25 protein-coding genes are annotated in these 21,456 nt (G+C 55.4%); 14 read left to right on the top strand and 11 right to left on the bottom strand.

The window, feature by feature from the left end:
• Window positions 1-6: 6 nt before the first annotated feature.
• Both ACG74X_RS18930 and ACG74X_RS18935 read left to right on the top strand, forming a co-directional pair.
• The gene (locus tag ACG74X_RS18930; RefSeq protein WP_411236841.1) at window positions 7-2,451 is read left to right on the top strand and encodes a GcvT family protein; all 2,445 of its coding nucleotides are present in this window, start codon (window positions 7-9) and stop codon (window positions 2,449-2,451) included.
• A 90-nt stretch (window positions 2,452-2,541) separates the two neighbouring features.
• The gene (locus ACG74X_RS18935) at window positions 2,542-3,186 is read left to right on the top strand and encodes an RluA family pseudouridine synthase (protein WP_411236843.1); all 645 of its coding nucleotides are present in this window, start codon (window positions 2,542-2,544) and stop codon (window positions 3,184-3,186) included.
• Between the two features lie 86 nt (window positions 3,187-3,272).
• Here the strand turns inward: ACG74X_RS18935 and ACG74X_RS18940 are convergent, their stop codons facing one another.
• A complete protein-coding gene (locus ACG74X_RS18940) occupies window positions 3,273-4,712 on the bottom strand; it encodes an aldehyde dehydrogenase family protein (protein ID WP_411236845.1) in 1,440 nt (479 codons plus the stop codon).
• A gap of 132 nt (window positions 4,713-4,844) precedes the next feature.
• Between ACG74X_RS18940 and ACG74X_RS18945 the strand changes: the two genes are divergently transcribed.
• Window positions 4,845-5,498 carry a peroxiredoxin gene (locus tag ACG74X_RS18945; protein ID WP_411236847.1) on the top strand — a complete coding sequence of 218 codons (654 nt, stop codon included), beginning with the start codon at window positions 4,845-4,847 and terminating at the stop codon, window positions 5,496-5,498.
• 51 nt (window positions 5,499-5,549) lie between these two features.
• Here ACG74X_RS18945 and ACG74X_RS18950 read toward each other — a convergent pair whose 3' ends face one another.
• From ACG74X_RS18950 to ACG74X_RS18965, 4 genes are read right to left on the bottom strand one after another with little or no spacing between them, the layout of a single operon-like run.
• Window positions 5,550-6,497 carry an OmpA family protein gene (locus tag ACG74X_RS18950; protein WP_411236849.1) on the bottom strand — a complete coding sequence of 316 codons (948 nt, stop codon included), beginning with the start codon at window positions 6,495-6,497 and terminating at the stop codon, window positions 5,550-5,552.
• Window positions 6,472-7,044 carry a peroxidase-related enzyme gene (locus ACG74X_RS18955; protein ID WP_411236851.1) on the bottom strand — a complete coding sequence of 191 codons (573 nt, stop codon included), beginning with the start codon at window positions 7,042-7,044 and terminating at the stop codon, window positions 6,472-6,474. The genes ACG74X_RS18950 and ACG74X_RS18955 overlap by 26 nt, the downstream gene beginning before the upstream one ends.
• Window positions 7,041-7,778: a GNAT family N-acetyltransferase gene (locus tag ACG74X_RS18960; protein ID WP_411236853.1), complete on the bottom strand. Its 738-nt coding sequence runs from the start codon at window positions 7,776-7,778 to the stop codon at window positions 7,041-7,043. The genes ACG74X_RS18955 and ACG74X_RS18960 overlap by 4 nt, the downstream gene beginning before the upstream one ends.
• Window positions 7,775-8,497 (bottom strand): competence/damage-inducible protein A, encoded by a 723-nt coding sequence (locus ACG74X_RS18965; protein ID WP_411236855.1) that lies wholly within the window; start codon window positions 8,495-8,497, stop codon window positions 7,775-7,777. The genes ACG74X_RS18960 and ACG74X_RS18965 overlap by 4 nt, the downstream gene beginning before the upstream one ends.
• Before the next feature lie 46 nt (window positions 8,498-8,543).
• Here ACG74X_RS18965 and sfsA point away from each other — a divergent pair, with 46 nt between their 5' ends.
• The 6 genes from sfsA to ACG74X_RS18995 all read left to right on the top strand — a co-directional run bounded on the left by sfsA (window position 8,544) and on the right by ACG74X_RS18995 (window position 13,800).
• The gene (sfsA, locus tag ACG74X_RS18970; protein ID WP_411236857.1) at window positions 8,544-9,260 is read left to right on the top strand and encodes a DNA/RNA nuclease SfsA; all 717 of its coding nucleotides are present in this window, start codon (window positions 8,544-8,546) and stop codon (window positions 9,258-9,260) included.
• 68 nt (window positions 9,261-9,328) lie between these two features.
• Window positions 9,329-10,144, top strand: coding sequence for a type I methionyl aminopeptidase (map, locus tag ACG74X_RS18975; protein ID WP_411236859.1), 816 nt, complete (start codon window positions 9,329-9,331; stop codon window positions 10,142-10,144).
• 180 nt (window positions 10,145-10,324) lie between these two features.
• The gene (locus ACG74X_RS18980) at window positions 10,325-10,840 is read left to right on the top strand and encodes a hypothetical protein (RefSeq protein WP_411236861.1); all 516 of its coding nucleotides are present in this window, start codon (window positions 10,325-10,327) and stop codon (window positions 10,838-10,840) included.
• A 71-nt stretch (window positions 10,841-10,911) separates the two neighbouring features.
• Window positions 10,912-11,997, top strand: coding sequence for a histidinol-phosphate transaminase (hisC, locus tag ACG74X_RS18985; RefSeq protein WP_411236863.1), 1,086 nt, complete (start codon window positions 10,912-10,914; stop codon window positions 11,995-11,997).
• Window positions 11,994-12,905 (top strand): prephenate/arogenate dehydrogenase family protein, encoded by a 912-nt coding sequence (locus ACG74X_RS18990; protein ID WP_411236865.1) that lies wholly within the window; start codon window positions 11,994-11,996, stop codon window positions 12,903-12,905. The genes hisC and ACG74X_RS18990 overlap by 4 nt, the downstream gene beginning before the upstream one ends.
• 88 nt (window positions 12,906-12,993) lie before the next feature.
• Entirely contained in the window at window positions 12,994-13,800 is an 807-nt protein-coding gene (locus tag ACG74X_RS18995) for an extensin family protein (RefSeq protein ID WP_411236867.1), read from the top strand.
• Window position 13,801: 1 nt separating this feature from the next.
• Here ACG74X_RS18995 and fliP read toward each other — a convergent pair whose 3' ends face one another.
• Genes fliP through fliF form a run of 4 tightly spaced genes read right to left on the bottom strand, consistent with a single transcriptional unit; the run spans window position 13,802 to window position 17,026 of the window.
• The gene (gene fliP / locus ACG74X_RS19000; protein WP_411236869.1) at window positions 13,802-14,530 is read right to left on the bottom strand and encodes a flagellar type III secretion system pore protein FliP; all 729 of its coding nucleotides are present in this window, start codon (window positions 14,528-14,530) and stop codon (window positions 13,802-13,804) included.
• A 3-nt stretch (window positions 14,531-14,533) separates the two neighbouring features.
• Window positions 14,534-14,830 carry a FliM/FliN family flagellar motor switch protein gene (locus tag ACG74X_RS19005; protein WP_411236871.1) on the bottom strand — a complete coding sequence of 99 codons (297 nt, stop codon included), beginning with the start codon at window positions 14,828-14,830 and terminating at the stop codon, window positions 14,534-14,536.
• Window positions 14,823-15,425, bottom strand: coding sequence for an ABC transporter ATP-binding protein (locus ACG74X_RS19010; RefSeq protein WP_411236873.1), 603 nt, complete (start codon window positions 15,423-15,425; stop codon window positions 14,823-14,825). Before ACG74X_RS19010 ends, ACG74X_RS19005 begins: the two co-directional genes overlap by 8 nt.
• Window positions 15,422-17,026, bottom strand: a complete 1,605-nt coding sequence (fliF, locus tag ACG74X_RS19015) for a flagellar basal-body MS-ring/collar protein FliF (protein ID WP_411236875.1) — start codon at window positions 17,024-17,026, stop codon at window positions 15,422-15,424. Before fliF ends, ACG74X_RS19010 begins: the two co-directional genes overlap by 4 nt.
• A gap of 119 nt (window positions 17,027-17,145) precedes the next feature.
• On the opposite strand from fliF, the gene fliL reads away from it, so the two are divergent.
• From fliL to ACG74X_RS19030, 3 genes are read left to right on the top strand one after another with little or no spacing between them, the layout of a single operon-like run.
• On the top strand, window positions 17,146-17,646 hold the full coding sequence (gene fliL / locus ACG74X_RS19020) for a flagellar basal body-associated protein FliL (RefSeq protein ID WP_411236877.1): 501 nt from the start codon (window positions 17,146-17,148) through the stop codon (window positions 17,644-17,646).
• A 9-nt stretch (window positions 17,647-17,655) separates the two neighbouring features.
• Entirely contained in the window at window positions 17,656-18,012 is a 357-nt protein-coding gene (locus ACG74X_RS19025) for a DUF6468 domain-containing protein (RefSeq protein WP_411236879.1), read from the top strand.
• Window positions 18,009-18,602: a MotE family protein gene (locus ACG74X_RS19030; protein ID WP_411236881.1), complete on the top strand. Its 594-nt coding sequence runs from the start codon at window positions 18,009-18,011 to the stop codon at window positions 18,600-18,602. The genes ACG74X_RS19025 and ACG74X_RS19030 overlap by 4 nt, the downstream gene beginning before the upstream one ends.
• A 91-nt stretch (window positions 18,603-18,693) precedes the next feature.
• Here ACG74X_RS19030 and ACG74X_RS19035 read toward each other — a convergent pair whose 3' ends face one another.
• Both ACG74X_RS19035 and ACG74X_RS19040 read right to left on the bottom strand, forming a co-directional pair.
• Entirely contained in the window at window positions 18,694-19,788 is a 1,095-nt protein-coding gene (locus ACG74X_RS19035; RefSeq protein ID WP_411236883.1) for a tyrosine-type recombinase/integrase, read from the bottom strand.
• Between the two features lie 215 nt (window positions 19,789-20,003).
• On the bottom strand, window positions 20,004-20,222 hold the full coding sequence (locus tag ACG74X_RS19040; RefSeq protein WP_411236885.1) for a hypothetical protein: 219 nt from the start codon (window positions 20,220-20,222) through the stop codon (window positions 20,004-20,006).
• 174 nt (window positions 20,223-20,396) lie between these two features.
• Here ACG74X_RS19040 and ACG74X_RS19045 point away from each other — a divergent pair, with 174 nt between their 5' ends.
• Window positions 20,397-20,831, top strand: coding sequence for a helix-turn-helix domain-containing protein (locus ACG74X_RS19045; protein ID WP_411236887.1), 435 nt, complete (start codon window positions 20,397-20,399; stop codon window positions 20,829-20,831).
• Window positions 20,828-21,448 carry a hypothetical protein gene (locus ACG74X_RS19050; RefSeq protein WP_411236889.1) on the top strand — a complete coding sequence of 207 codons (621 nt, stop codon included), beginning with the start codon at window positions 20,828-20,830 and terminating at the stop codon, window positions 21,446-21,448. Before ACG74X_RS19045 ends, ACG74X_RS19050 begins: the two co-directional genes overlap by 4 nt.
• The last annotated feature ends 8 nt before the right edge of the window (window positions 21,449-21,456 follow it).

A 21,456-nucleotide genomic window follows, 5' to 3' on the forward strand; every position in this document is an offset into this window, starting at 1 on the left:
GTGCTCATGACCCTGCCCACCCACGCCCGCGCCGTCATCATCGGCGGTGGTGTTATCGGTTGTTCCGTCGCCTACCATCTTGCCAAACTGGGCTGGACCGATGTGGTTCTGCTGGAGCGTAAACAACTGACATCCGGCACAACCTGGCACGCGGCTGGCCTGATCGGGCAATTGCGGGCGTCGTCGAACATGACGAAACTGGCAAAATACACCGCTGACCTGTACGACACCATCGAAGGGGAAACCGGCGTCGCCACTGGATTTCGCAAGACCGGGTCAATTTCTGTCGCGCTGACAACAGAACGCCACGAGGAACTGCGCCGCAGCGCTTCGATGGCGCGCGCGTTTGGCGTTCCGGTCGAGGAAATCGACACCGCCGAGATCAAGGCCAAGTATCCGCACCTCAACACAGATGATGTTGTCGGCGGTGTGTTCCTACCCAGTGACGGTCAGGGCGATCCGGCCAATATCGCGCTGGCCATGGCCAAGGGTGCGCGGCAAAAGGGCGTGACCATCGCGGAACGTACCAAGGCCACGGGCGTGGCGCGCGATCGGCGGCGGATCACCCGCGTCGATTGGGAAGCCGAGGACGGATCGTCCGGCACGATCACCTGCGATCATGTCGTCAACTGCGCGGGCATGTGGGGCCGCGAGGTGGGGCAGATGTTGGGTGTGAACGTGCCCCTTCAGGCCTGCGAGCATTTCTACATCGTGTCCGAACCTATTGCGGGCCTTCAAAGCCTGCCGGTGCTGCGCGTGCCGGATGAATGCGCGTACTACAAGGAAGACGCAGGAAAAATGATGCTGGGCGCGTTTGAGCCAGTGTCAAAACCCTGGGCGCTTGATGGCATCCCCAAGGATTTTGAATTCGACCAACTGCCCGAGGATTTCGACCATTTCGAGCCGATCCTGGAGGCGGCCGTGAACCGCATGCCGATGCTGGCCGAAGCGGGTATTCACACGTTCTTCAACGGCCCCGAGAGCTTTACCCCCGACAACGCCTATCATTTGGGTCAGGCGCGCGAGATGGACAATGTCTGGGTCGCTGCCGGGTTCAATTCGATTGGCATCCAATCCGCAGGTGGCGCGGGCATGGCGCTGGCGCAGTGGATGGAAGACGGCGAAAAGCCATTCGATTTGGGCGACGTCGACATCGCCCGCGCGCAACCGTTTCAGGGCAACAAACGGTTCCTGAAAGAACGCGTGACCGAAACGCTGGGGTTGCTCTATGCGGATCACTTCCCCTACCGCCAGAAAACCACCGCGCGCGGTGTGCGGCGGACGCCGTTTCACCAGCACCTGCTGCAGCACGGCGCTGTCATGGGTGAAACCGCCGGCTGGGAACGTGCCAACTGGTTTGCACGCAATGGGCAGACGCCGGAATACGAATACTCATGGAAGCGGCAGAATTTCTTTGGCAACGTCGCCGAAGAGCACCACGCCATTCGCAGCAATGTCGGCATGTACGATATGTCCTCCTTCGGCAAAATCCGCGTCGAAGGGCCGGATGCCGAGGCGTTCCTGAACTATGTCGGAGGCGGTGATTTCTCGGTCCCTGTGGGCAAGATTGTCTACACGCAACTTCTGAACACGCGCGGTGGGATCGAGGCGGATGTGACTGTCACGCGCCTGTCAGACACCGCTTATCTGGTGGTCACCCCGGCGGCGACGCGCGCGGCGGATCAGACATGGATGCAGCGCCATGTCGGTGACTTCCGCGTCGTGCTGACAGATGTAACCGCTGGCGAAGGCGTATTGGCCGTCATGGGCCCAAATGCGCGCAAGCTGATGCAAATGGTGTCGCCCAACGACTTCTCGAACGCGGTCAATCCGTTTGGCACGGCGCGGGAGATCGAGATTGGCATGGGCACCGCCCGTGTGCATCGCGTGACCTATGTCGGAGAGCTTGGCTGGGAGGTCTATGTCAGCGCCGATCAGGCCGGGCATGTGTTTGAATCATTGTTTGAGGCGGGTCAGGATCTTGGGCTCGTGCTGTGCGGGATGCATATGATGGACACCTGCCGCATCGAAAAGGGGTTCCGCCATTTTGGTCATGACATCACCTGTCAGGACCACGTTCTGGAGGCCGGGCTGGGCTTTGCAGTGAAACGCGACAAGCCTCGTTTCATCGGGCGCGATGCGGTGCTGCGCAAGCGCGACGACGGGCTTTTAACCCGGCTCGTGCAATTCAAGCTGACCGACCCGGAGCCTTTGCTTTACCACAATGAGCCGGTCCTTCGGGATGGAGAGATTGTCGGGTATCTGTCGTCAGGGGCCTATGGGCATCATCTGGGCGCGGCGATGGGCTTGGGATACGTGCCTTGCGCCGGAGAAACCGCAGAGGATATTTTGGCATCGTCTTATGAGATCGACATTGCCGGAACACGCGTGACGGCGGAGGTTTCGCTCAGGCCATTCTACGATCCGACAGCCGAACGGGCGAAGGCGTGAAATCTTCGGAGAAGATTTCAGACCTTCTCTAATAAATAGTTGCACGGGGTGATGCTTGTTTCGATCGGACAAGCTGCGTAGACGGAGCACATGACCGACTATGCTCCCCCGGATGTGCCACTGGATATCCTGCACGAAGATCACGAGATCCTCGCCGTCAACAAGCCAGCAGGATTGCTGTCCGTTCCCGGCAAAGGGCCGGATCTGGCGGATTGCCTCATTGCGCGCCTGGCTGTTGCCTATCCGCAAGTCCTGCTTGTGCATCGGCTGGATCGCGACACCTCTGGCGTCATGATCTTTGCGCTGACACCGCATGCCCAGCGCCATCTTGGGCTGCAATTCGAAAAGCGGCAGACCAAGAAAACCTACGTCGCGCGCGTGGCCGGGCATCTGACGCCAAAAACCGGGACGGTCGACCTGCCGTTAATCGTCGATTGGCCAAATCGGCCCTTGCAGAAGGTCGATCCCGATGCAGGCAAACCCGCGGTGACCGATTGGCGTGTGCTCAAGGCGACAGATGAGGAGAGCAAGGTCCAGCTTTTTCCTCAGACCGGACGCAGTCATCAGCTGCGGGTCCACATGCGCGCACTGGGTCATCCCATCCTTGGAGATCCGTTATACGCACCTGACACTGCGGACGCATACCCGCGCATGATGCTCCATGCAGAAGAACTGCGACTGCGGCATCCGGATGGGGGCAAGGGCATGAAATTCCGCGTCAAAGCGCCATTTTGACGGTCTGACCAACCCTACGCGCCGATGTGCATATTTTTGAAAAGAAGAGGGAAAGCCGGGGTTTTCAGGCCGTGCTTATAGAGCGCTTATTCGGGTGCCCAGCCGGAAATGGATTTGACCTCCAGGAAATCCTCGATCCCCCAAACGCCACCTTCGCGCCCGTTTCCCGATTGTTTCATACCCCCAAACGGCGCGCCTGCGGACCGGCTTTGACCATTCATTTCCACCATTCCAGAGCGCAATTTCCGCGCCAATCGGTTCCGCCGCGCGCCATCTGCGCTTTGGACATAATTGGTCAGACCGTATGGCGTGTCGTTGGCAATCTTGACTGCCTCATCTTCGGTCTCAAAACGCATGATTGACAGAACAGGTCCAAATATCTCTTCGCGGGCGATTGTCATGTCATTGGTGACATCGGCAAAAACGGTTGGACGAATATAAAAGCCTTTGTTCAACCCTTCTGGCCGCCCCGGGCCGCCGACGACAAGCCGCGCGCCCTCCTCGATGCCTTTCTGGATCAGGTCCTGTATCTTTTGCCATTGCGCCGCGTTGACGACCGGACCGATATGGTCGCCTTCGACAGAAGCCGGCCCCACCGCAATCTGTGACGCTATGGTTGCGGCCTGATCGACCACGGCGTCGTAGATTGACGCGTCGACAATCATGCGTGACGGGGCATTGCAGGACTGGCCCGTGTTTTCCATCATGTGCATCACCCCGCGCGCCACAGCGGCGTCATCTGCATCGGCAAAGATCAGATTTGCGCCTTTGCCGCCAAGTTCCAGATGCACGCGTTTGAGCGTGTCCGCTGCCGCTTTGGAGATCAGTTTTCCGGCACGGGTCGATCCGGTGAAGCTGACCATGTCGATGTCCGGATGTGCGGAAAGCTGGCTGCCGACACCGGTGCCGTCGCCATTCACCAGGTTGAATACACCCGGCGGACAGCCTGCCTCGTCCATCATTTCGGCAAACAAGAGCGCATCCAGCGGGCTTTCTTCTGACGGCTTGAGAACCATCGTACATCCGGCAATCGCGGCGGCGCCGACCTTGAGCGTGATCTGGTTCATCGGCCAGTTCCAGGGCGTGATCAGCGCGCACACGCCCACAGCTTCGTAAATGATACGGTCATTCGGAGCGTGATCTCCAAGCGGGCGTTCAAATTTGAATTTGCGCGCTTCGTCGATGAAGTTCTGAATATGCCATATGCCTGCACCGACCTGTTCAGACCGGGACAGGTCGATGGGGGCCCCCATTTCAAGGCTCATCGCCTGCGCCATGTCTTCGCGCCGCTGCGTGTAGATTTTGAGCAGCCTTTCAAGCACGGCAATCCGTTCGGCCGGATTTGTCGCCATCCAGGATGGAAAGGCGGCTTTGGCGGCATCGACGGCCGCGTCGGTGTCGGCCTGTCCACCCAAGGAAATAACGGCACAGGGGTCTTCTGTAGAGGGATCAATGACGTGGTGATCCCGGCCATCCACCGGGTCAACCCAGGCACCGTTGATGTAAAACTGACGCTTTGCCAACATATCTCTGTGCCCCCCGAGGTCGCGTTTGCACTGCAAGTGTGACATCCCGGCATTGCAGCGGCAAGGGGGTGTAAGTGCCGTCGGCTTTACCTAAGTAAAACCTGTGAATACCAAAAGAAGGAGCGGCACATCATGGGTCTGCGCATCAACGACGAAATTCCGAATCTGACGGTCGAAACAGATCAGGGCACACTAAGCTTGCATGACTGGATTGGTGACAGCTGGGCAATTCTGTTCTCTCACCCCAAAGATTTCACACCGGTCTGCACCACCGAATTTGGCGCTGTGGCCCAGCTTGCCGATGAATGGGAAAAGCGCGGCACAAAGGTGATGGGGATCTCTGTCGATGGTGTGGAGGATCACAAAAAGTGGAAGGGCGATATTGAATCGACCTCCGGGTCCAAGGCCGGGTTTCCGATCATCGCGGACGAAGATCTGACCGTGGCCAAGGCTTTTGACATGCTGCCGGCCGAATACAGTTTGCCGGATGGGCGGACCCCGGCGGATAGCGCAACTGTGCGCGTGGTGTTCATCATCGGGCCAGACAAACAGTTGAAACTGTCGATGACCTATCCGATGAATGTGGGCCGCAACTTTGCCGAGGTTCTGCGCGCTTTGGATGCGTTGCAGACGGCCGCCAAGGAAAACGTGGCCACACCGGCCAACTGGACGGTTGGGGAAGATGTCATCGTGCCGGTCGCCGTCAGCGATAGTGACGCAATTGCGAAATACGGATCGATTGAAACTGTTTTGCCTTATCTGCGCAAAGCAAAGCTGCCGTCGTAAGCCACGACACGCAAAAACGGGCAAGGCCGCAACCGGGCCTTGCCGAATTCGTTATTCTACAGAAATCAACACCGCTTCGACGCGCCGGTTTGCCTCTCGGCCTTCGGGCGTCAGGTTGCTGGCGCGTGGCGACAGATACCCGACCCCGTCGGCGGCGACCTGTGCTGCCGGAACGCCGCGTTGGACGATATAGGATTGAACGGCCTGGGCGCGGCGCCGCGACAGTGCAACATTTGCCGCCAAAGACCCGGTGGCATCTGTATGTCCTACAAAGGTAATTTCGCGCGTCGGGTTTGCCGTTAGATAAGCCACAATCGCATCAAGAGACGCAAGCGGGCCAGTGCCCAAAGATGCAGACCCGCTGGCAAAGTCGAGATCTGACAGAACCGCATGACCGGCGGTTTCCAATTGGGACACGATGTTGCCGGTGTTTGCCGCGACGGGTGGAACAGCCGTTGCAGACACTGACAGGCCTGACCGACCGGGCGGCCCGATTTCGATCAGCTGGACAAAGACGCTGTCTCCATCGCGACTGACCAAGAGGCTTAACGCCTGGGTGGCATCAGAGGTTTTGGCAGACAGGAAATGAAATTCAGTCAGGTCCACATACATGTCTGGCGCTGGCAGCACCTCGATCCCGAAACGGAAATCGAAACCGCCACAGCTTTGTGCGGTGCAGTCAAAGATGACGTCATATTGCCCGGATGCCAATTGGGTGCGCAGCGGGCCAATGACCTGTCCGGTTGTCATGCCGGCCCCCGATATGCGCCACGCCTTACGCATCACTTCGCCCTCAAGCAGCGCGGTTGGCACGCCGGTGGCTTCGTTCCAAGGCCCAAGCGGCAGGGCATAGGTGGCATGAGGCGATGTTTCGGCCACCGTTTCGCGCGCGCCGATTGGAAGCGACAGGTCGAGTGCAGAAACCGCAGAGCCAATCAGCAGGCATACAGCACTCAGCAGCCCTGTGCCCCAATCAGCGCGATTGCGCGTGATAGCCATCATTCGGTCGCATATCGGTGGCGCTGGCCACTCTGTTGGTCATGTTGAAAAAGCCGGTAACATTCACAATGTCCCAGATATCCCGATCCGAAAATCCCGCATCGCGCAAGGCTTCGCGATCAAACTCCGCAATCTCTGCACTGGTTTTGGTGACTTTCTCGACAAAGCCCAGCATCGCGCGGTGACGGTGGTCAAGATCGGCAACGCGCCAGTTCATGACAAGCATTTCGCCCAGTTTTGGATCGCCGGACAGCGCACGCACAGCGGCACCATGTGCCGTGAGGCAGTAAAAACATTTGTTGATCGCGCTGACGACAACGGCAATCATCTCGCGCTCTAGTTTGCTTAGCCCACTGTCCGCCAGCATCAGGTCATTATACATGGCGGTGAACGCATTGAGTTTGTCGACGTCGAACGCATAGGCCTTCAGCACATTTGGGATCATACCCAGCTTGTCTTGGCACAGATCAAAATAGGTCTGTGTTTCAGGCGGCAGAGGGTCTGCCATTGGTAGGTTCAGGGCGGTGGGAAGGGTGTCTTTGGTCATTCAGGTTCGCCAGGTTGGGGCAAGATGCGATAATGGTAGTGTCCCACAACCTTCATCCCGAGGGAAGTATAGAGGCCCGTTGCACCGGCATTTGCCTGGGTACACAAAACGCTCATCCAGTCAGCGCCGTTGGCGGCAGCCCAATGTGCAGCTTGCCGCATCATCCAGACGCCAAGCCCCTTGCGCCGATGTATGTCCATAATTTCAAGCGCATGCACCATGGCAACCCGCTCGTGGATTGCGCAGAATGCGGCTCCGGCGGGTTGGTCATCTGTCCGGCCCAGCAACCCGGTCTTTGGGCCTGTCACCCTTTCCATGACCGCAACGCGCTCGGGGCCAATGCCGTTTGCGGCCCAGATATCGCGCATGATGGCCAGGGGCTCCCATATGGTAAACGCCGTCACCCGAGGGACAGGCAGTATTGTCAGGTCAGTGACCGGACATGCCCACAAGGTCACCGGATCAATATGTGTATACCCTCGCGCATCCAAGGCCGCATCCAGCGCGTCTTCGCCGTCGCGGATCATGAACAAGGCGTCCTGCCCCAGCATACGCATCGCGGATTCCGCCGCCGCCAGATCATCGGTGCTCCACTCACCTTCTGCGGTTGCCGCGCTTACGCGTTTTCCGCCACCTGCGCCATTGCGAAGCATCCAGGGGCCAGCTGGAGTTTTGTCTGCCGGGGGCCAAGTGGATTCTGTTACCGCATAAAGCGTTTGGATGCTTGGCATCATACGGCAAACACCTCGGACAGTCGGGTCATTGCCGCATCAACCCGTGCGCCATCACTGCCGCGAACGACAACATTCGATCCATACGCACCGTTCAATTGGTAAGGATAAGACCCAAAGGACAGATCCGGAAAGGCTTTGGCGATTTCCGCCAATGGTCCGGCAACGTCGCCCTCTCCGCGTTCGACCCGAAAGGTCTGTGACAGTATCGGCGCACCACCGGTCAGAGTTGGCAGAACACTGGCCACCATCGCCTGAAATACAGACGGCACACCTGCCATGACATGCACATTTTCGATCGAGAAACCCGGCGCGATCGACACCGGATTTTCAATCAATGCCGCTCCGTCAGGTATCCGTGCCATACGTTTGCGGGCCTCATTAAATTCTGTTCCGCGACTGTCATAATAGGCCTGCAGCAACGCGCGCGCATCGTCGCGCACATCAATACCCACACCAAAAGCTGCGGCAACACAATCTGCGGTGATATCGTCATGCGTTGGTCCGATCCCACCGGATGTGATGACCGTGTGAAAGGTTTTGCGCAATGCGTTCAAGGCCAACACAATGGCGTCGTGATCATCACTGACGACGCGCACCTCTTTAAGGTCAATGCCGACTTTCGTCAGCTCTTGTGCCAGAAAATGCATATTCGCATCCCGGGTGCGACCAGATAAAATCTCATCACCAATTACCAGCATGGCCGCCGATGGGTTTGGCATGCGCTGCCTCCTTGATCCGTCGTTTTTACAGGTATAGGCGGGGTCTATGCGCTTTCAAACCCCTCTTGTTCCGGGCATTTTGATCCGGCGATACAAACGCTTTCTTGCCGATGTGATATTGGACGACGGCCGCGAGGTGACCGCGCATTGCGCAAATCCCGGGTCAATGATGGGCCTTGCCGCAGAGGGCACACGCGTCTGGTTGGAGCCGAATGACGATCCGAAAAGAAAATTGAAATTCGGATGGCGTCTGGTTGACCATGAAAATGGCCATTTCACCGGCGTTGATACCAGCCTGCCCAACCGAATGCTGCGCGTCGCTTTGGAGCAAAAACAGGTGCCCGGCCTGAACACGTTTGGTTCATTGCGGGCAGAAGTCCCCTATGGCGAAAAAAGCCGCATCGACTTTTTATTGTCAACGGATGGCCAGCCCGACATCTATGTCGAGGTGAAATCCGTCACCTTATCGCGCCGCCCCGGGCTTGCCGAATTCCCCGACAGCGTGACCGCGCGCGGCACCAAACACCTGAATGAACTGGCCGCAATGGTCAACCAGGGCCACCGGGCCGTTATGCTGTATCTCGTTCAACGCACGGATTGCGCCCATATGACGCTCGCCTCGGATATTGATGCGCGCTACGCGCAAGCCTGGCATGCAGCAACATTGGCCGGTGTTGAAACACTGGCACTGGATTGCCAAATCACTCCGGAAAGTGTGAGCCTTGGAAAACCGATACAAATGATCGCGCCAGACACGGAGTGACGTCGGACCACTGGCACATTGATCCTTTCAGGGCTAAATGTGCCGAAATGAAAATGGGAGTTGCTCTCGTGAATAAAGACGCTGGCGGCCGCCTGACCCGTGAGGGTATCCGCATCTACGACCCTTCTGATTTCGCCGGAATGCACAAGGCTGGCGAATTGGCAGCCCGCATTTTGGACGATGTGGCAGAGCTGGTTTTTGTTGGCCAGACAACGGGAGCCATTGATGATTTCATTCGCACCCGTGTTGAGGAGGCGCAGGCAACGTCCGCGACCATTGGGTACAAAGGGTATCAGCACGCCAGCTGTATCAGCGTAAACCACGTTGTGTGTCACGGCATCCCCGGCGATAAAAAGCTGAAAGACGGTGATATTCTTAATATAGACGTAACGGTTATCGTCGATGGTTGGTTTGGCGATACAAGCCGTATGTATGTCGCTGGCAAACTAAGCCGCAAGGCAGAGCGTCTGATCCAGGTCACCCATGATGCGCTATTCAAAGGCATCGAAGCGGCCAAACCCGGAAACACGTTTGGCGATATTGGCCATGCGATCCAAAACTATGTCGAAGCCAACCGCATGTCGGTTGTCCGCGATTTCTGCGGCCATGGGCTTGGTCGGGTGTTTCATGCGCCGCCCAACGTCCTGCATTATGGCCGGGCGGGAACAGGCCCCCGACTGGAGGAAGGCATGTTCTTTACAATTGAACCGATGGTCAATCTTGGTCGCCCAGAGACCAAGGTTCTGGCAGATGATTGGACCGCGGTCACGCGCGACAAATCCCTGTCGGCCCAGTTTGAACATTCCATCGGGATCACGGCAGACGGGTGCGATATTTTTACCCTGTCACCTGCAGATCGCTTTCATCCGACCTACTCGCCCTGAACGGCCCCGGTTATGCAAACGCCCGACACGCGCGTTTTGTCCATCGGATGCAGCTGCATAAACCGGTTTCAGTTTGATTTTTTTCTTCAGCGCCATCCCGAACGGGCTGGCGCTTTTCCACGCGGCTTATTTGATTGGAATATTGCCTCTCTTGAAGCCACGCTGCGGATTCTGGCAGCCGTGAAAGACGACACATTAACCGCAATCCTCACCGACAGCCGCCGTTTCCATTCAGCTTTTGATACGTTGATTTTCAACACGGCGCTGCCCGGATTTTCGTTTTTTCATGAGACCGAGCCACGTAACCTCTTGCGCGATCGGGAAAAAACTTCGGCTTTTCTGGCAAAGGTCTCTCATCTGGCACAACCATTTCTTTCGCGCGATCCTGCCCTGAAAACGCATCTACTTTGGTCGAATGTGCAACCCAACCTGCCGACAACCGTTGCCAACGTCATTGACTGGGCGGATTTCAGATTAACCACGCCGCGCTATGAGGCGGTCAAAGCCCTTGGTCGCCAGATATTCGGGGGCTCTACGACCTTTTCGTTCCTGACGACATGCAAGGATGTGGAAGGGCCTTTACTTGATCATCCGGATGTCATCAGCATGGATGTGTCCCGCAATGGCGACTTTCGGGGCGATCCGATATTGTTCGACACCTGTCTCCAGAATGCTTTTGATCCCAAAACAACCTGACCACCGGGATTGTTTGTCGCTTTCCCTTACCTCATTGCCCCGCTAAACCCTGATCAAGTGCGGAGGTTCAGATGACAAAGATAACACCACAACCCGGTATCATGGATATTGCGCTATACGTCAGCGGCAAATCCCATGTCGAAGGCGTGTCGAATGTGGTGAAACTCAGCTCGAATGAAAACCCGTTCGGCCCAAGCCCGGTTGCCCAAGAGGCCGTGCGACGGGCCGTACTGGAGTTGCACAGATATCCATCGACCGACCACGCAAGCCTGCGCGGAGCCATTGCCGAGGTTAACGGGTTGGATGCTGACCAGATCATCTGTGGCGTGGGGTCGGATGAAATCATCACGTTTCTTTGTCAGGCATATGCCGGTCCAGGCGATGAAGTGATCCACACCGAACACGGCTTTGCCCTTTACAAGATCTGTGCGCTGGCCGCTGGTGCCACGCCGGTCGAGGTGCCAGAACATGAACGTGTCACAGATGTGGACGCCATTTTGGCGGCGTGCACCGACAAGACCAAACTGGTCTTCATCGCGAACCCGAACAATCCCACGGGCACAATGATCGGTCTTGCCGAAATCGAACGCCTTGCCGAAAATCTGCCGCCACAGGCCCTGCTTGTTCTGGACGGCGCTTATGCAGAATTCGTCGAAGGCTACGATGGCGGTGCCGCGTTGGTTCACGCCCGCGACAATGTCGTGATGACGCGGACGTTTTCAAAAATCTACGGTCTCGGCGGTTTGCGGATCGGCTGGGGATATGCGCCAAAGCCAATCATCGATGTTTTGAACCGCATCAGAGGTCCATTCAACTTATCAGGAGCCGCACTGGCCGCTGCCGAAGCTTCTGTACGTGATACCGCATATGTCGAAAAATGCCGACTGGAAAACACGCGATTGCGCGCCTGGCTGGCAGAAGCTTTGGCCGGTCATGGCGTGCCGTCAGATACCTCCATGGCAAATTTTGTTTTGGCCCGTTTTACCGATGCCGCCGAAGCGGATGCTTGCAACACGTACCTGCAAAACCAGGGCCTGATCGTACGACAGGTCGGGTCTTACAATTTGCCTCATGCGTTACGAATAACGGTCGGAGACGAGGCAAGCTGCCGCCGCGTGGCCCATTGCATCGGTCAATTCAAGGCAGGTGCACGATGACGCAGATCTATAATCGGGTGGCGCTGATCGGTCTTGGTTTGATTGCGTCCTCCATGTTTTGGTCGATCAAACGCAGCGGTCTGGCCGGGCATGTCACCGGTTTTGCACGCAGCGCAGAAACCCGCGACACCGCGCGTCGGATCGGTCTTTGCGATACTGTCTGCGATACAGTTGAAGATGCGGTTAAGAACGCCGATTTGATCGTTCTGGCCGTTCCCGTGGGCGCAATGGCCCGCGTTGCGGCCGACATTGCAGATCACCTCAAACCCGGCGCGACGGTCACGGATGTGGGGTCGGTAAAGCGACAGGTCATTGACGATGTGGCCCCTCATATCCCGGACGGCGTTCATTTTGTACCCGGGCACCCGCTTGCTGGAACAGAACATTCCGGACCGGAATCCGGTTTCGCAACATTGTTCGACAACCGTTGGTGCCTGATCGTTCCCACAGACGGAAGCGATCCCGAAGCGGTGGACAGGTTGATGCGGTTCTGGCGCGGGCTGGGGTCAAACGTGGATATCATGGAAGCCGACCATCATGACCTTGTGGTGGCTGTAACATCTCATTGTCCACATCTGATTGCTTATACAATGGTTGGCGTGGCCGACGACCTGCGCCGCGTGACCGACAGTGAGGTGGTCAAGTATTCCGCCGCCGGGTTCCGAGATTTCACACGCATCGCGGCATCCGACCCGACGATGTGGCGCGACGTCTTTTTGACAAACAAAGATGCCACACTCGAGATTCTTGGTCGCTTCACAGAAGAGCTGTTTGCGCTTCAACGCGCCATTCGACAGGGTGATGGGGACTTCCTACATGACTATTTCACCCGCACCCGCGCCATTCGTCGCGGAATTATCGAAGCTGGACAAGACACAGCCGCGCCCAATTTCGGCAGATCAGGATAAAAATATGCGGGTAATCCGTACCTTGGCGTGTTCGATGATGTTGGTTGCAAATTTTGCGACGGCCGCGCCCGATACATCGCTTCGTCCCGTGGCACGGGATATTCCCGAAGATCTGTCCAAGCCAACCGTGCCGACACTTCGTCCAATGGCCCGCCCAGACATTTTGGAACCGTTGCTCACCTCTCAATTGGCACAACAATTGCAGCGTGAAAACGATCCAAACTCTCGCGCTGACCCGGTAGACATCATGCTGTCGCGCGCAAAAGCGTTTGCTGCTCTGTCACCGCAAGCCACTGGCTTGTCGCTGCGTCCGTTTTTGCGGCCTGACGGTGTTGTGCGCAAGGCCATGGCGCAACGGCGTGAACGTGCCCGAGGTGCCGTATGCAATGACCCGTCAATTCAAGGGGAAATCGTGGGCCTGGTTCCGGGCCGTATTTCCGGGTGCGGGGTCAAGAACGCCGTCCGCGTACGGTCTGTGTCTGGTATCAGCCTCAGCCAACAGGCCATTATGGACTGCACGACTGCCAAAGCTCTGAAACGCTGGGTCGATCAAGGCATGAAACCATCCGTGGGTACTTTTGGCGGAGGTGTGAGCCAGATCAAGGTTGCGGCCCATTATGCTTGCCGCACGCGCAACAACCAACCCGGTGCCCGTATCAGCGAACATGGGAAAGGTCGTGCCATTGATATCTCTGGTTTTAGATTTAGAGACGGGCAAGAGATCACCCTATTGAACGGGTGGGGGCAGCGCACGACAGGGGCAATTCTGCGCGACATGCATCGGCGTGCGTGCGGTATTTTCGGAACCGTCTTGGGCCCCGAATCCAATCGATGGCATCGGGACCATTTCCATTTTGACACGGCACGATACCGCAGCGGATCTTACTGCCGTTGATCTACTGATAGGATCTCACCAAACTTTCCGCGACCAAGGCCCACCCGTTGGCCACGACAAAAAAAGCGAGCTTGAACGGCAGTGATACGATTGCTGGCGGGACCATCATCATGCCCATCGACATCAAAACGGCTGCGACCACCAAGTCAATGATAAGAAAAGGTAAAAAGATCAGGAATCCAACCTGGAAAGCCCGCGCGAGTTCTGACAGCAGGAATGTCGACACGAGGACGGACAAGGGCGTGTCAGCGCTTGGTTCAGACAAATCAAGATCGGTTCTGATTCGGGCAATTGTGGCGAAGGTATCAAGATCCACTTGCGCGGCCATAAAGACGCGGAAGGGTTCAAAACCCCGCTGAAAACCCTCTTGGGTATCGATCTCTTCATTCAACAGCGGTTCAATGCCCTGTTCCCAGGATGCGATAAGAACCGGTTCCATAACGAAAAACGTCAGGAATAGTGCGACACTGACCATCAGCATGTTTGGCGGCGATTGTTGCAGCCCAATCGCCTGTCGCAAGATCGACATCACCGTCACCATGAACGGAAAACACGTCACCGTAATAACGATCCCAGGTGCGATGCTCAGGACAGTCAATAACGCGATCAGCTGCAGCGTCGTCGCCGTGATTGAGCCACCGTCGCCAAAATCCAAAGACAGGCTTTGGGCATAGGCAGGTACTGCCGACATCAGAAATACACACACGCCGATTGCAACGATATGTTTCATGGTCTAGTTGCCCGACTTGCCGAAATCATTCACGTCTATGAGACGGACACTCAATTGGCCCTGTTTTTCGCCAGTTTCCGTAATCTCAAGAACTCCGGACCCAATGAGCCGATCTCCGACGTAAAGATCAACAGGGTCTTCGACGCGTTTGTCCAGAAGCAATACGGACCCCTCCTCAAGCAAGAGCAGATCGCGAACCAGTGGTCGGGCACGTCCAACAGAGACCGTGATTTCGATTGGAACGGTGGTGAACGCCGCTTCGTTGGCGTGCGGATTCTTGGATGTGTCTTGCTCAGGCATGTGCGTGATCCTCTGTCTGATCATAAAGGACCGCGTGAACCGCTTCGCCGATTTGATCTGCCACATTCTTCAAGTCGACGGAAATCTCTTTTGATCCCAAACGAAGCTCTGCCTGTCCCTCGCCAACTGATGGCGTTTCCGTGACAGAGATTGGTAGATTGCTCGCCGCTTCGTTCAAAAGTTGAGAGACTTGATCACCCGCACCGGGGGCGACGGCAATTTCAATACGCACCGTTCCCGTATCGCGCGCCAATTGTGAAAGTTGATCTGCAATATGGCCGCCCAGTGTATCACGCGCGAGAGACGGCAACATCTTTTGTAGAATTTCATCAAACAGCGGACCAAGGTTGGATAGAATTTGAGCATGTGCCTCGTGATAGGTGAACGATAAATCCTGAAGATTTTGCGCAAACCCATCCGACAGGCTTGCGCCATCTTCGATTTTTGCCTTGATCGCATCATCCCAACCCGCACGATACCCTTTGTCAAACGACTCAAGCCGTTCGTTTTCAAGTGTTTCGTCGGAAAAAGTTGGGTGATCGGACGACACGGCAGGAAGGCCGAAATCTTCAAGAAAAAGCGTCAAGTTGTTCATCGGGCATCTCGGGTCTGAGCATCGTCCAACCAGCTGCGCAACACTTCAACGGTTTCCGATTGCCGCTCTTCTATAAGAGACTTCAGGCGAGAAACCGCATCTTCGGTTGTTGGCAACTGACCCGGCGCGGCAGTGTCCGCGAGCACTGGCAGTGAAAGGTCCGAGTTCTCCGGCTCAATTGTACCAGTTAAAACAGGAGTATCAGCCTCTATTTGGGTGTCCGGCGCAGCCAGGGTCCCAGTCAATGGTCCGGCCGGATTCCGGGATGACAACAGCAATGGCCGCAGAACGAATAGCCCAAGAATCAACGCCACAACAGCAAGGACCGCTATTTGAACTAATGACATTGCATCAATATCGCCAGCGTACCAGGGCAAGTCCAAAGGGACGGAGCCTTGCTGCTCAATGGGTTCAAGCGGCATAGAGCGGACGGTTATGACATCGCCCCGCGCCTCATCAAATCCGACAGCCGAGGCAACCAGATCACGCAAAGCATCGATTTCTGCATCTGGCATCGGAACAAATTGCTCTACGCCCTGAGCATCTGTTTCAACTTCACCATTCAGAAGAACCGCAACTGTGAGACGCTTTATGGCACCAGGGCCTTTGATCAATTCGCGTGTTGTTTGCGACACCTCATAATTCAAGCGCTCGCGCGTTTCTGCCGTTTGACTGGTTTCTTTCTCAGATTCGTTCGCATCCCCATCAGGAAGATTCGATGCGACGGTCACAGCACCGGAGCCGGAATTCTCGAATTGATCGGTCCGTTCCTCAGTATCGGAGCTGATGACAAATCTGCTGCTTGGATCGAAGCTCTTCTCTATAATAGATTCTGTATCTTTGACAGAATCCAGGCTGACTTCGACCACCGCGTTGCCCCGCCCCACGCGCGCTTCGATCAATCGCAACACGCGTTCTCGTAAAAGCTCAGTTCGTTCAAAATCGCCAGAAACACCTGTTATCGAGTCATCTTCTGATAGCAAGCCCGCCTGCGAATCAACGATCGATACATCTATCGGTTTTAAGCCCGCCACCGCAGAAGCAACCAGATGACGTATTGCCTGCGCCTGACTTTTTCCAACGACGCCCGCCCGGCCAGAAACATAAACTGATGCGCTCGGTACCAAATCACGGCGAAAAGGGTTATCGCTTCCGGTCGCGATATGCACGCGCGCCGAGACAATATCCGGTGACGAGACTATGGTGCGTGCCAACTCTCCCTCTTTTGCGCGGAGATAGGTAGCATCAAACATCTGCGATGTCGTTCCAAAACCTGTTAACGCATCGAGTAATTCGTACCCCTGACCACTTCCCGCCGGCAGTCCTTCGCTTGCGAGCGTGAGCCGAAGTTCATCACGCAGTGATGCGTCGACAAAAACAGATGTTCCACGCACCTCGAAAGCTGCACCTGCCTGCTGCAAAGACTGCACAACTTCTCCGGCGGATGCTGGATCAAGCCCTGAATAAAGCAGCGACATGCGCGGCTGGGTCGCCAGACGTGACATACCCAAAAGCGCGAGGAAAATCGCAATTGTTGCCCCAATTACAATAAATTTCTTAGGTACTGACAAATTGCGCCACATTGGCAAAAGTTGGTTCACCGATAACCTCCGAACCCAAAACGTTCTGTTTCATCATGATCGGTTATGACGGGCGCACGTTAACAATCGGTTAGTGCCTGTTCGTTAAACAGACTTCCAAACCTGCGAGTGGAGAGGACATGGCAACTGATGAAACTGCTGACCTGCAAGGCCAGGAAGACAGCACTCGAAAAACGTCCAAGCGTCCAATTTTTCTTGCTCTTGCGCTATGCCTAATAGGGTTGGGAATCGGCTATTTCAGTGTATCAAACGGATTACTGCCGATCGGTTCCATGCAGCCGGCGCCCAATCTCTCGAAAGAATCATCTCCTGAAAGACCAGACGTCGCTTTTATCCCGATCCCAACTTTGATTGTGTCCTTACCAGCAGGAGCAGAGCATGATCATTTGCGATTTTCTGGCCAAATCGAAGTTCCGTCCGAATTCAAGGAAGACGTAGAATTTCTTATGCCTCGGATACAGGACTTTATGAATGGGTATCTACGTGCACTATCCGCCGAAGATATCGAGGGGGAAGGCGCACTTTTTCGTATCCGTCTTCATCTTTTCAGGCGCATCATCATGGTTATCGGATTGGGTAAAGCCAATGGTCTTCTAATAACGGAATTTATCCTAAAGTAAGGAAATAACATGGATATGGTGGCGGACACTCTTCTCGTTGCCGGAGCCTTGGGCGCTGGTATATATTGCTTCATATTATCAAGGCGCCTTACGCAATTTAATAACCTGGAAAATGGTGTAGGGGCAGCCGTAGCAGTCCTCTCATCTCAAGTAACAGAACTACAAACCGCATTGGATGCAGCACGCAGTACGGCAAACCATTCAAGCGACACCCTCGTCGAAATTACGGAGCGTGCAGAACAAACATCAAAAAAACTGGAACTGATGGTTGCAGCTTTACATGACTTGCCACAAGTTTCCGAGACTTCGGTACCCCAAAAGTCATCTGAGCCAGTATTTTCCAGTCATTTTAGAGAAGCAAGATGAAAAAACAGAAAAAAAATACTCCGAAAAAGAAAAGCACGCTCGCTATTGTCGGGAGCTTACTTCTCTTATCCGCGGGCTTTAGAATTGCAACAGATGCAGGTCAAGTTATTGCAAGCGAAAGCTTGAAAAGCCTTACAGATAGCTCAGCTAACGCTAATAGTATTACTGATTTGGCAAGACCAGAACGTATGGAAAGTGTGTTAAAAATAATACAAGAACGCGAAGCCAAATTAGAAAAGCGCGAGGCTGAAATTGCCGTTCGTGAAGAGGAGATCGCCGAAGCAGAACGTACGATTTCAGAAGAACTCGAAAAACTGGAAACCGCAGAAAAGCGTTTGAGAAAGACCATCACGATGGCATCAGAGGCTGCTGAGAAGGACGTAGCTCAACTCACACAAGTTTATGCTGATATGAAACCTAAACAAGCAGCGGCCCTGTTTGAACAAATGGAACCAGGCTTTGCCGCGGGTTTCCTTGGGCGTATGCCAACGGATAGCGCAGCACGTATTATGGCGAATATGACGCCTGAGAAAGCTTATGTCGTGAGCGTAGATCTTGCCGGTCGGAACGCAGATATACCAATGGAATGAAATAATGAGTCACGCGCCCGACCCACAGTTTGGTGACCCCGGCAGGATTCGAACCTGCAACCTGCCCCTTAGGAGGGAACCGTTCATAGCGCTATTCCTTCTTTGATTTCTGTTGTTTGGGTGTTTGTACAGGGTCTTCCTGTACATGCTTTGTACGAAAACGGGCCCTGACATCGGCCTCATCAGTCTCCGCATGGGCGTAAATGCGCATCGGCAAATTTGGGTCTGACCAGCGTCCAGCCTTGGCCGCTGTGACCGGATCGACGCCTTGCCGCACGACCAATTCAGTAAAGAACCCGTGCCGCCCTGCTGGGTGCGCTGACAGGTACTGGATGCCCGCCCGCTTGCAGATCGTCTTCCAGCGCGTGTTGTAGCCTGTCGAGCTGCCATAGCCGAAAACGCGCGGCTTCATGAATTTGCCGGTCTTGCGGTTCTTGGGGCGCTTTGGTGGCAAGGCCAGCAGTTCGTCCATCATCTCAGGGGAAACGGTGATCCAGCTTTCTGGATGCCCCTTCTGGGCCTTCACCCTGACTTTGTTCTCAGCTGGCCTCAGATCGTCAGGCTCCAATGATACGGCCTGATCGATCCGCGCCGCCGTCTCGAACATGAACCGCACCAACGCGGCATTGTACGGATCGGCAGCACCACAAAACGCCTCGATCCATTCCTTGTCCGCTGGGGTTCGCTCCACCCTGCTGATCTTCCCACGCCGCCTGTCTTGGGCAATTCGCTCGAACTTGTCATAGGGCTTCACCCTAATCAGCGGCGTACCCTCCAACTCATGCGCGTTGTTGATCACCGCACTGGCGGGTGTCACAATCTCGCGCCACCACGTATCGGTAGATGCCTTCGGCTTCAGCTTTGGCCCCAACCCTTTTAGCAGCGCACCGGATATCGCTCTTAATGGCGTATCGCCAATTTCCTTAACAATATCGATCAACTGCTTGGCCGCTTTTGGAGAGGCATTGTAGAGCATGATCGCATCTGAAAACGTTTTGCTTGGTTCATCCCCGAGCAAATATTGACGGATTTGATACTCGGTCTCATGCGCTAGCCAGTCCCGTGCGCCTGCTTCTGTAGTCGACCCAGTGCTGTCGCGGTATTTACGTGAGATCGGTCTGCCGTTGTATTCGATCGTCCCGTAGACATAGTAGTATCGGCCCCGCTTGTAGATTTTGGTCGGCATGACGGGCCTCTCTCAAATATGGTATCAATCTGCGCAGGCGTGATCAGCATGGTTCGCCCAAGGCGATAGAACGCGCCCGTCTCGTTTGCCCGCTCCCGCAGCGTTCGCTCGGAGATATCGATCCCCATGCCGGACATGACCTCCACCCATTGGGCGGGCGTCTTTCCAAGTCCCAGGATTTGAGAACCATCGGTTGTGCCTTGGATAGACATGGATCAACCCTCCCTGCGCGAGGCCGCTGCTCTCGGTTCGGCTTTTACCGTGAACTGCGCCACATACTTTTCCCAAGCCCCGTTGGGGATTTTCGGATTCCGCTTCCCAGGCGCGGTGAAGATGTGATCCAGCATGTCCTCGCGGATCAGGTAGCGAACGTTGGTCACGGGAATACCGACGCGCTCAGCAAGTTCTTTCGGTGTTTCAAGGAGTTTCGTCATGCGTCACCTCTGGCTGTCTCGACCACAAAACGAAGCAAACGATTCTGTTTTGCCTTCAGGATGAAACAAAAGTACTCTCAACATGTGAGAAGCAAGCGCATAGCCACGTATTATGGTCATATCTTATATAAGTAACCATATTCGTGGTCAATGCAACTAATATTAAGGTTGCGAATGACTGTTGAAGGCCTGGGACATCGATTGTCGGCGATAAGACGCCAAGAAAAACTGTCCCAAGAAGAGATGGCAGAGCGTCTACACGTCAGCCGGAGCGCATATCAGTACTATGAAAGGGGCGAACGCGACCTACCCGGATCGCTGCTCCTGAAGGTGTTCCAAGAGTTCGAAGCCGATCCGCTATGGGTGCTGGAAGGCGACGTTGAATCAGGATTGACCCGGCGTGAACGTGAAATGGCACGGGCCTATCGCAAGGTCGGTATGGCTGTCGAGCATCGGATCAATGAACGCGGCCTATCAGTCCCGGATGAGAAAAAGTGGGATGCGATTGATTTCCTCTTCGCGGAGTTCCTCAATCAGGACCCACTAAATACAACCGAAAACGCACCCGACACGCAACGAGTAGACCGCATCCTGGGGCTGGTTGCATGATGTCCAACGATCGGTTGCCATCAAACGTCCACGTGCTGAAGCCGCGAAAAATGTCGCTTTCAGATCGCCTAGATTTGTTCCTCGACAGACATGCGCTCACACCAGAAGACGCGCCAGTCAGACGTGACCCTACCAGACCGAAAACTCCAGGAATCAATGCCATTGAGTGTTCCTCCTGCGGGCAAGCTGAGTATCTAACCCGAGAGCACTGCCGGTGTGGTCACTACCTTCGTGGTCAGTTGGAAGACGAGTTCCTGGCTTGGGTGCGCCAGCTCACGGAAGAACACGAACGTCTGGCAGAGAATGTAGGGCTTAAGGTGAGTAAGCTCCGCTATCTTTATCTGATTGGCTTGCCATTCGTTGCCGTCCCGATGCTGTTTCTGGCATTCATTTCCGAAGGTCTTTCCCTCATGCCTATGGTCTGGATGGCCCTTGGCATTGCAGTGATGGGTGTCTGCGCCGGGATGGAGCAGCGCCTGCAAAAAACCGTTGAAGCCAGCCAGCGCTTCCTCATCGCCCTAAGCTTAGAGACATTCCTGGAGCAAAGGGCCATTTTCCCATGCGCTCACATCCAGAGAACGTGGTTAGGCCACGCTCAAGGCCTTCAGAATGATTAGCCGCCATC

This window comes from Marivita sp. S0852 (assembly GCF_046591575.1).
Classification (GTDB): Bacteria; Pseudomonadota; Alphaproteobacteria; order Rhodobacterales; family Rhodobacteraceae; genus Marivita.

What these genes read in the sequence shown, in the direction of transcription:
- ACG74X_RS19005 (WP_411236871.1), bottom strand. Translation starts at nt 14,830, where the DNA reads ATGCCTGAGCAAGACACATCCAAGAATCCGCACGCCAACGAAGCGGCG.
- fliP (WP_411236869.1), bottom strand. Translation starts at nt 14,530, where the DNA reads ATGAAACATATCGTTGCAATCGGCGTGTGTGTATTTCTGATGTCGGCA.
- ACG74X_RS18945 (WP_411236847.1), top strand. Translation starts at nt 4,845, where the DNA reads ATGGGTCTGCGCATCAACGACGAAATTCCGAATCTGACGGTCGAAACA.
- ACG74X_RS19040 (WP_411236885.1), bottom strand. Translation starts at nt 20,222, where the DNA reads ATGACGAAACTCCTTGAAACACCGAAAGAACTTGCTGAGCGCGTCGGT.
- ACG74X_RS19010 (WP_411236873.1), bottom strand. Translation starts at nt 15,425, where the DNA reads ATGAACAACTTGACGCTTTTTCTTGAAGATTTCGGCCTTCCTGCCGTG.
- hisC (WP_411236863.1), top strand. Translation starts at nt 10,912, where the DNA reads ATGACAAAGATAACACCACAACCCGGTATCATGGATATTGCGCTATAC.
- ACG74X_RS19035 (WP_411236883.1), bottom strand. Translation starts at nt 19,788, where the DNA reads ATGCCGACCAAAATCTACAAGCGGGGCCGATACTACTATGTCTACGGG.
- fliL (WP_411236877.1), top strand. Translation starts at nt 17,146, where the DNA reads ATGGCAACTGATGAAACTGCTGACCTGCAAGGCCAGGAAGACAGCACT.
- ACG74X_RS19050 (WP_411236889.1), top strand. Translation starts at nt 20,828, where the DNA reads ATGATGTCCAACGATCGGTTGCCATCAAACGTCCACGTGCTGAAGCCG.
- ACG74X_RS18955 (WP_411236851.1), bottom strand. Translation starts at nt 7,044, where the DNA reads ATGACCAAAGACACCCTTCCCACCGCCCTGAACCTACCAATGGCAGAC.
- ACG74X_RS19030 (WP_411236881.1), top strand. Translation starts at nt 18,009, where the DNA reads ATGAAAAAACAGAAAAAAAATACTCCGAAAAAGAAAAGCACGCTCGCT.
- ACG74X_RS18935 (WP_411236843.1), top strand. Translation starts at nt 2,542, where the DNA reads ATGACCGACTATGCTCCCCCGGATGTGCCACTGGATATCCTGCACGAA.
- ACG74X_RS18940 (WP_411236845.1), bottom strand. Translation starts at nt 4,712, where the DNA reads ATGTTGGCAAAGCGTCAGTTTTACATCAACGGTGCCTGGGTTGACCCG.
- sfsA (WP_411236857.1), top strand. Translation starts at nt 8,544, where the DNA reads ATGCGCTTTCAAACCCCTCTTGTTCCGGGCATTTTGATCCGGCGATAC.
- ACG74X_RS18960 (WP_411236853.1), bottom strand. Translation starts at nt 7,778, where the DNA reads ATGATGCCAAGCATCCAAACGCTTTATGCGGTAACAGAATCCACTTGG.
- ACG74X_RS19025 (WP_411236879.1), top strand. Translation starts at nt 17,656, where the DNA reads ATGGATATGGTGGCGGACACTCTTCTCGTTGCCGGAGCCTTGGGCGCT.
- ACG74X_RS18965 (WP_411236855.1), bottom strand. Translation starts at nt 8,497, where the DNA reads ATGCCAAACCCATCGGCGGCCATGCTGGTAATTGGTGATGAGATTTTA.
- ACG74X_RS18930 (WP_411236841.1), top strand. Translation starts at nt 7, where the DNA reads ATGACCCTGCCCACCCACGCCCGCGCCGTCATCATCGGCGGTGGTGTT.
- ACG74X_RS18950 (WP_411236849.1), bottom strand. Translation starts at nt 6,497, where the DNA reads ATGGCTATCACGCGCAATCGCGCTGATTGGGGCACAGGGCTGCTGAGT.
- ACG74X_RS18990 (WP_411236865.1), top strand. Translation starts at nt 11,994, where the DNA reads ATGACGCAGATCTATAATCGGGTGGCGCTGATCGGTCTTGGTTTGATT.
- ACG74X_RS19045 (WP_411236887.1), top strand. Translation starts at nt 20,397, where the DNA reads ATGACTGTTGAAGGCCTGGGACATCGATTGTCGGCGATAAGACGCCAA.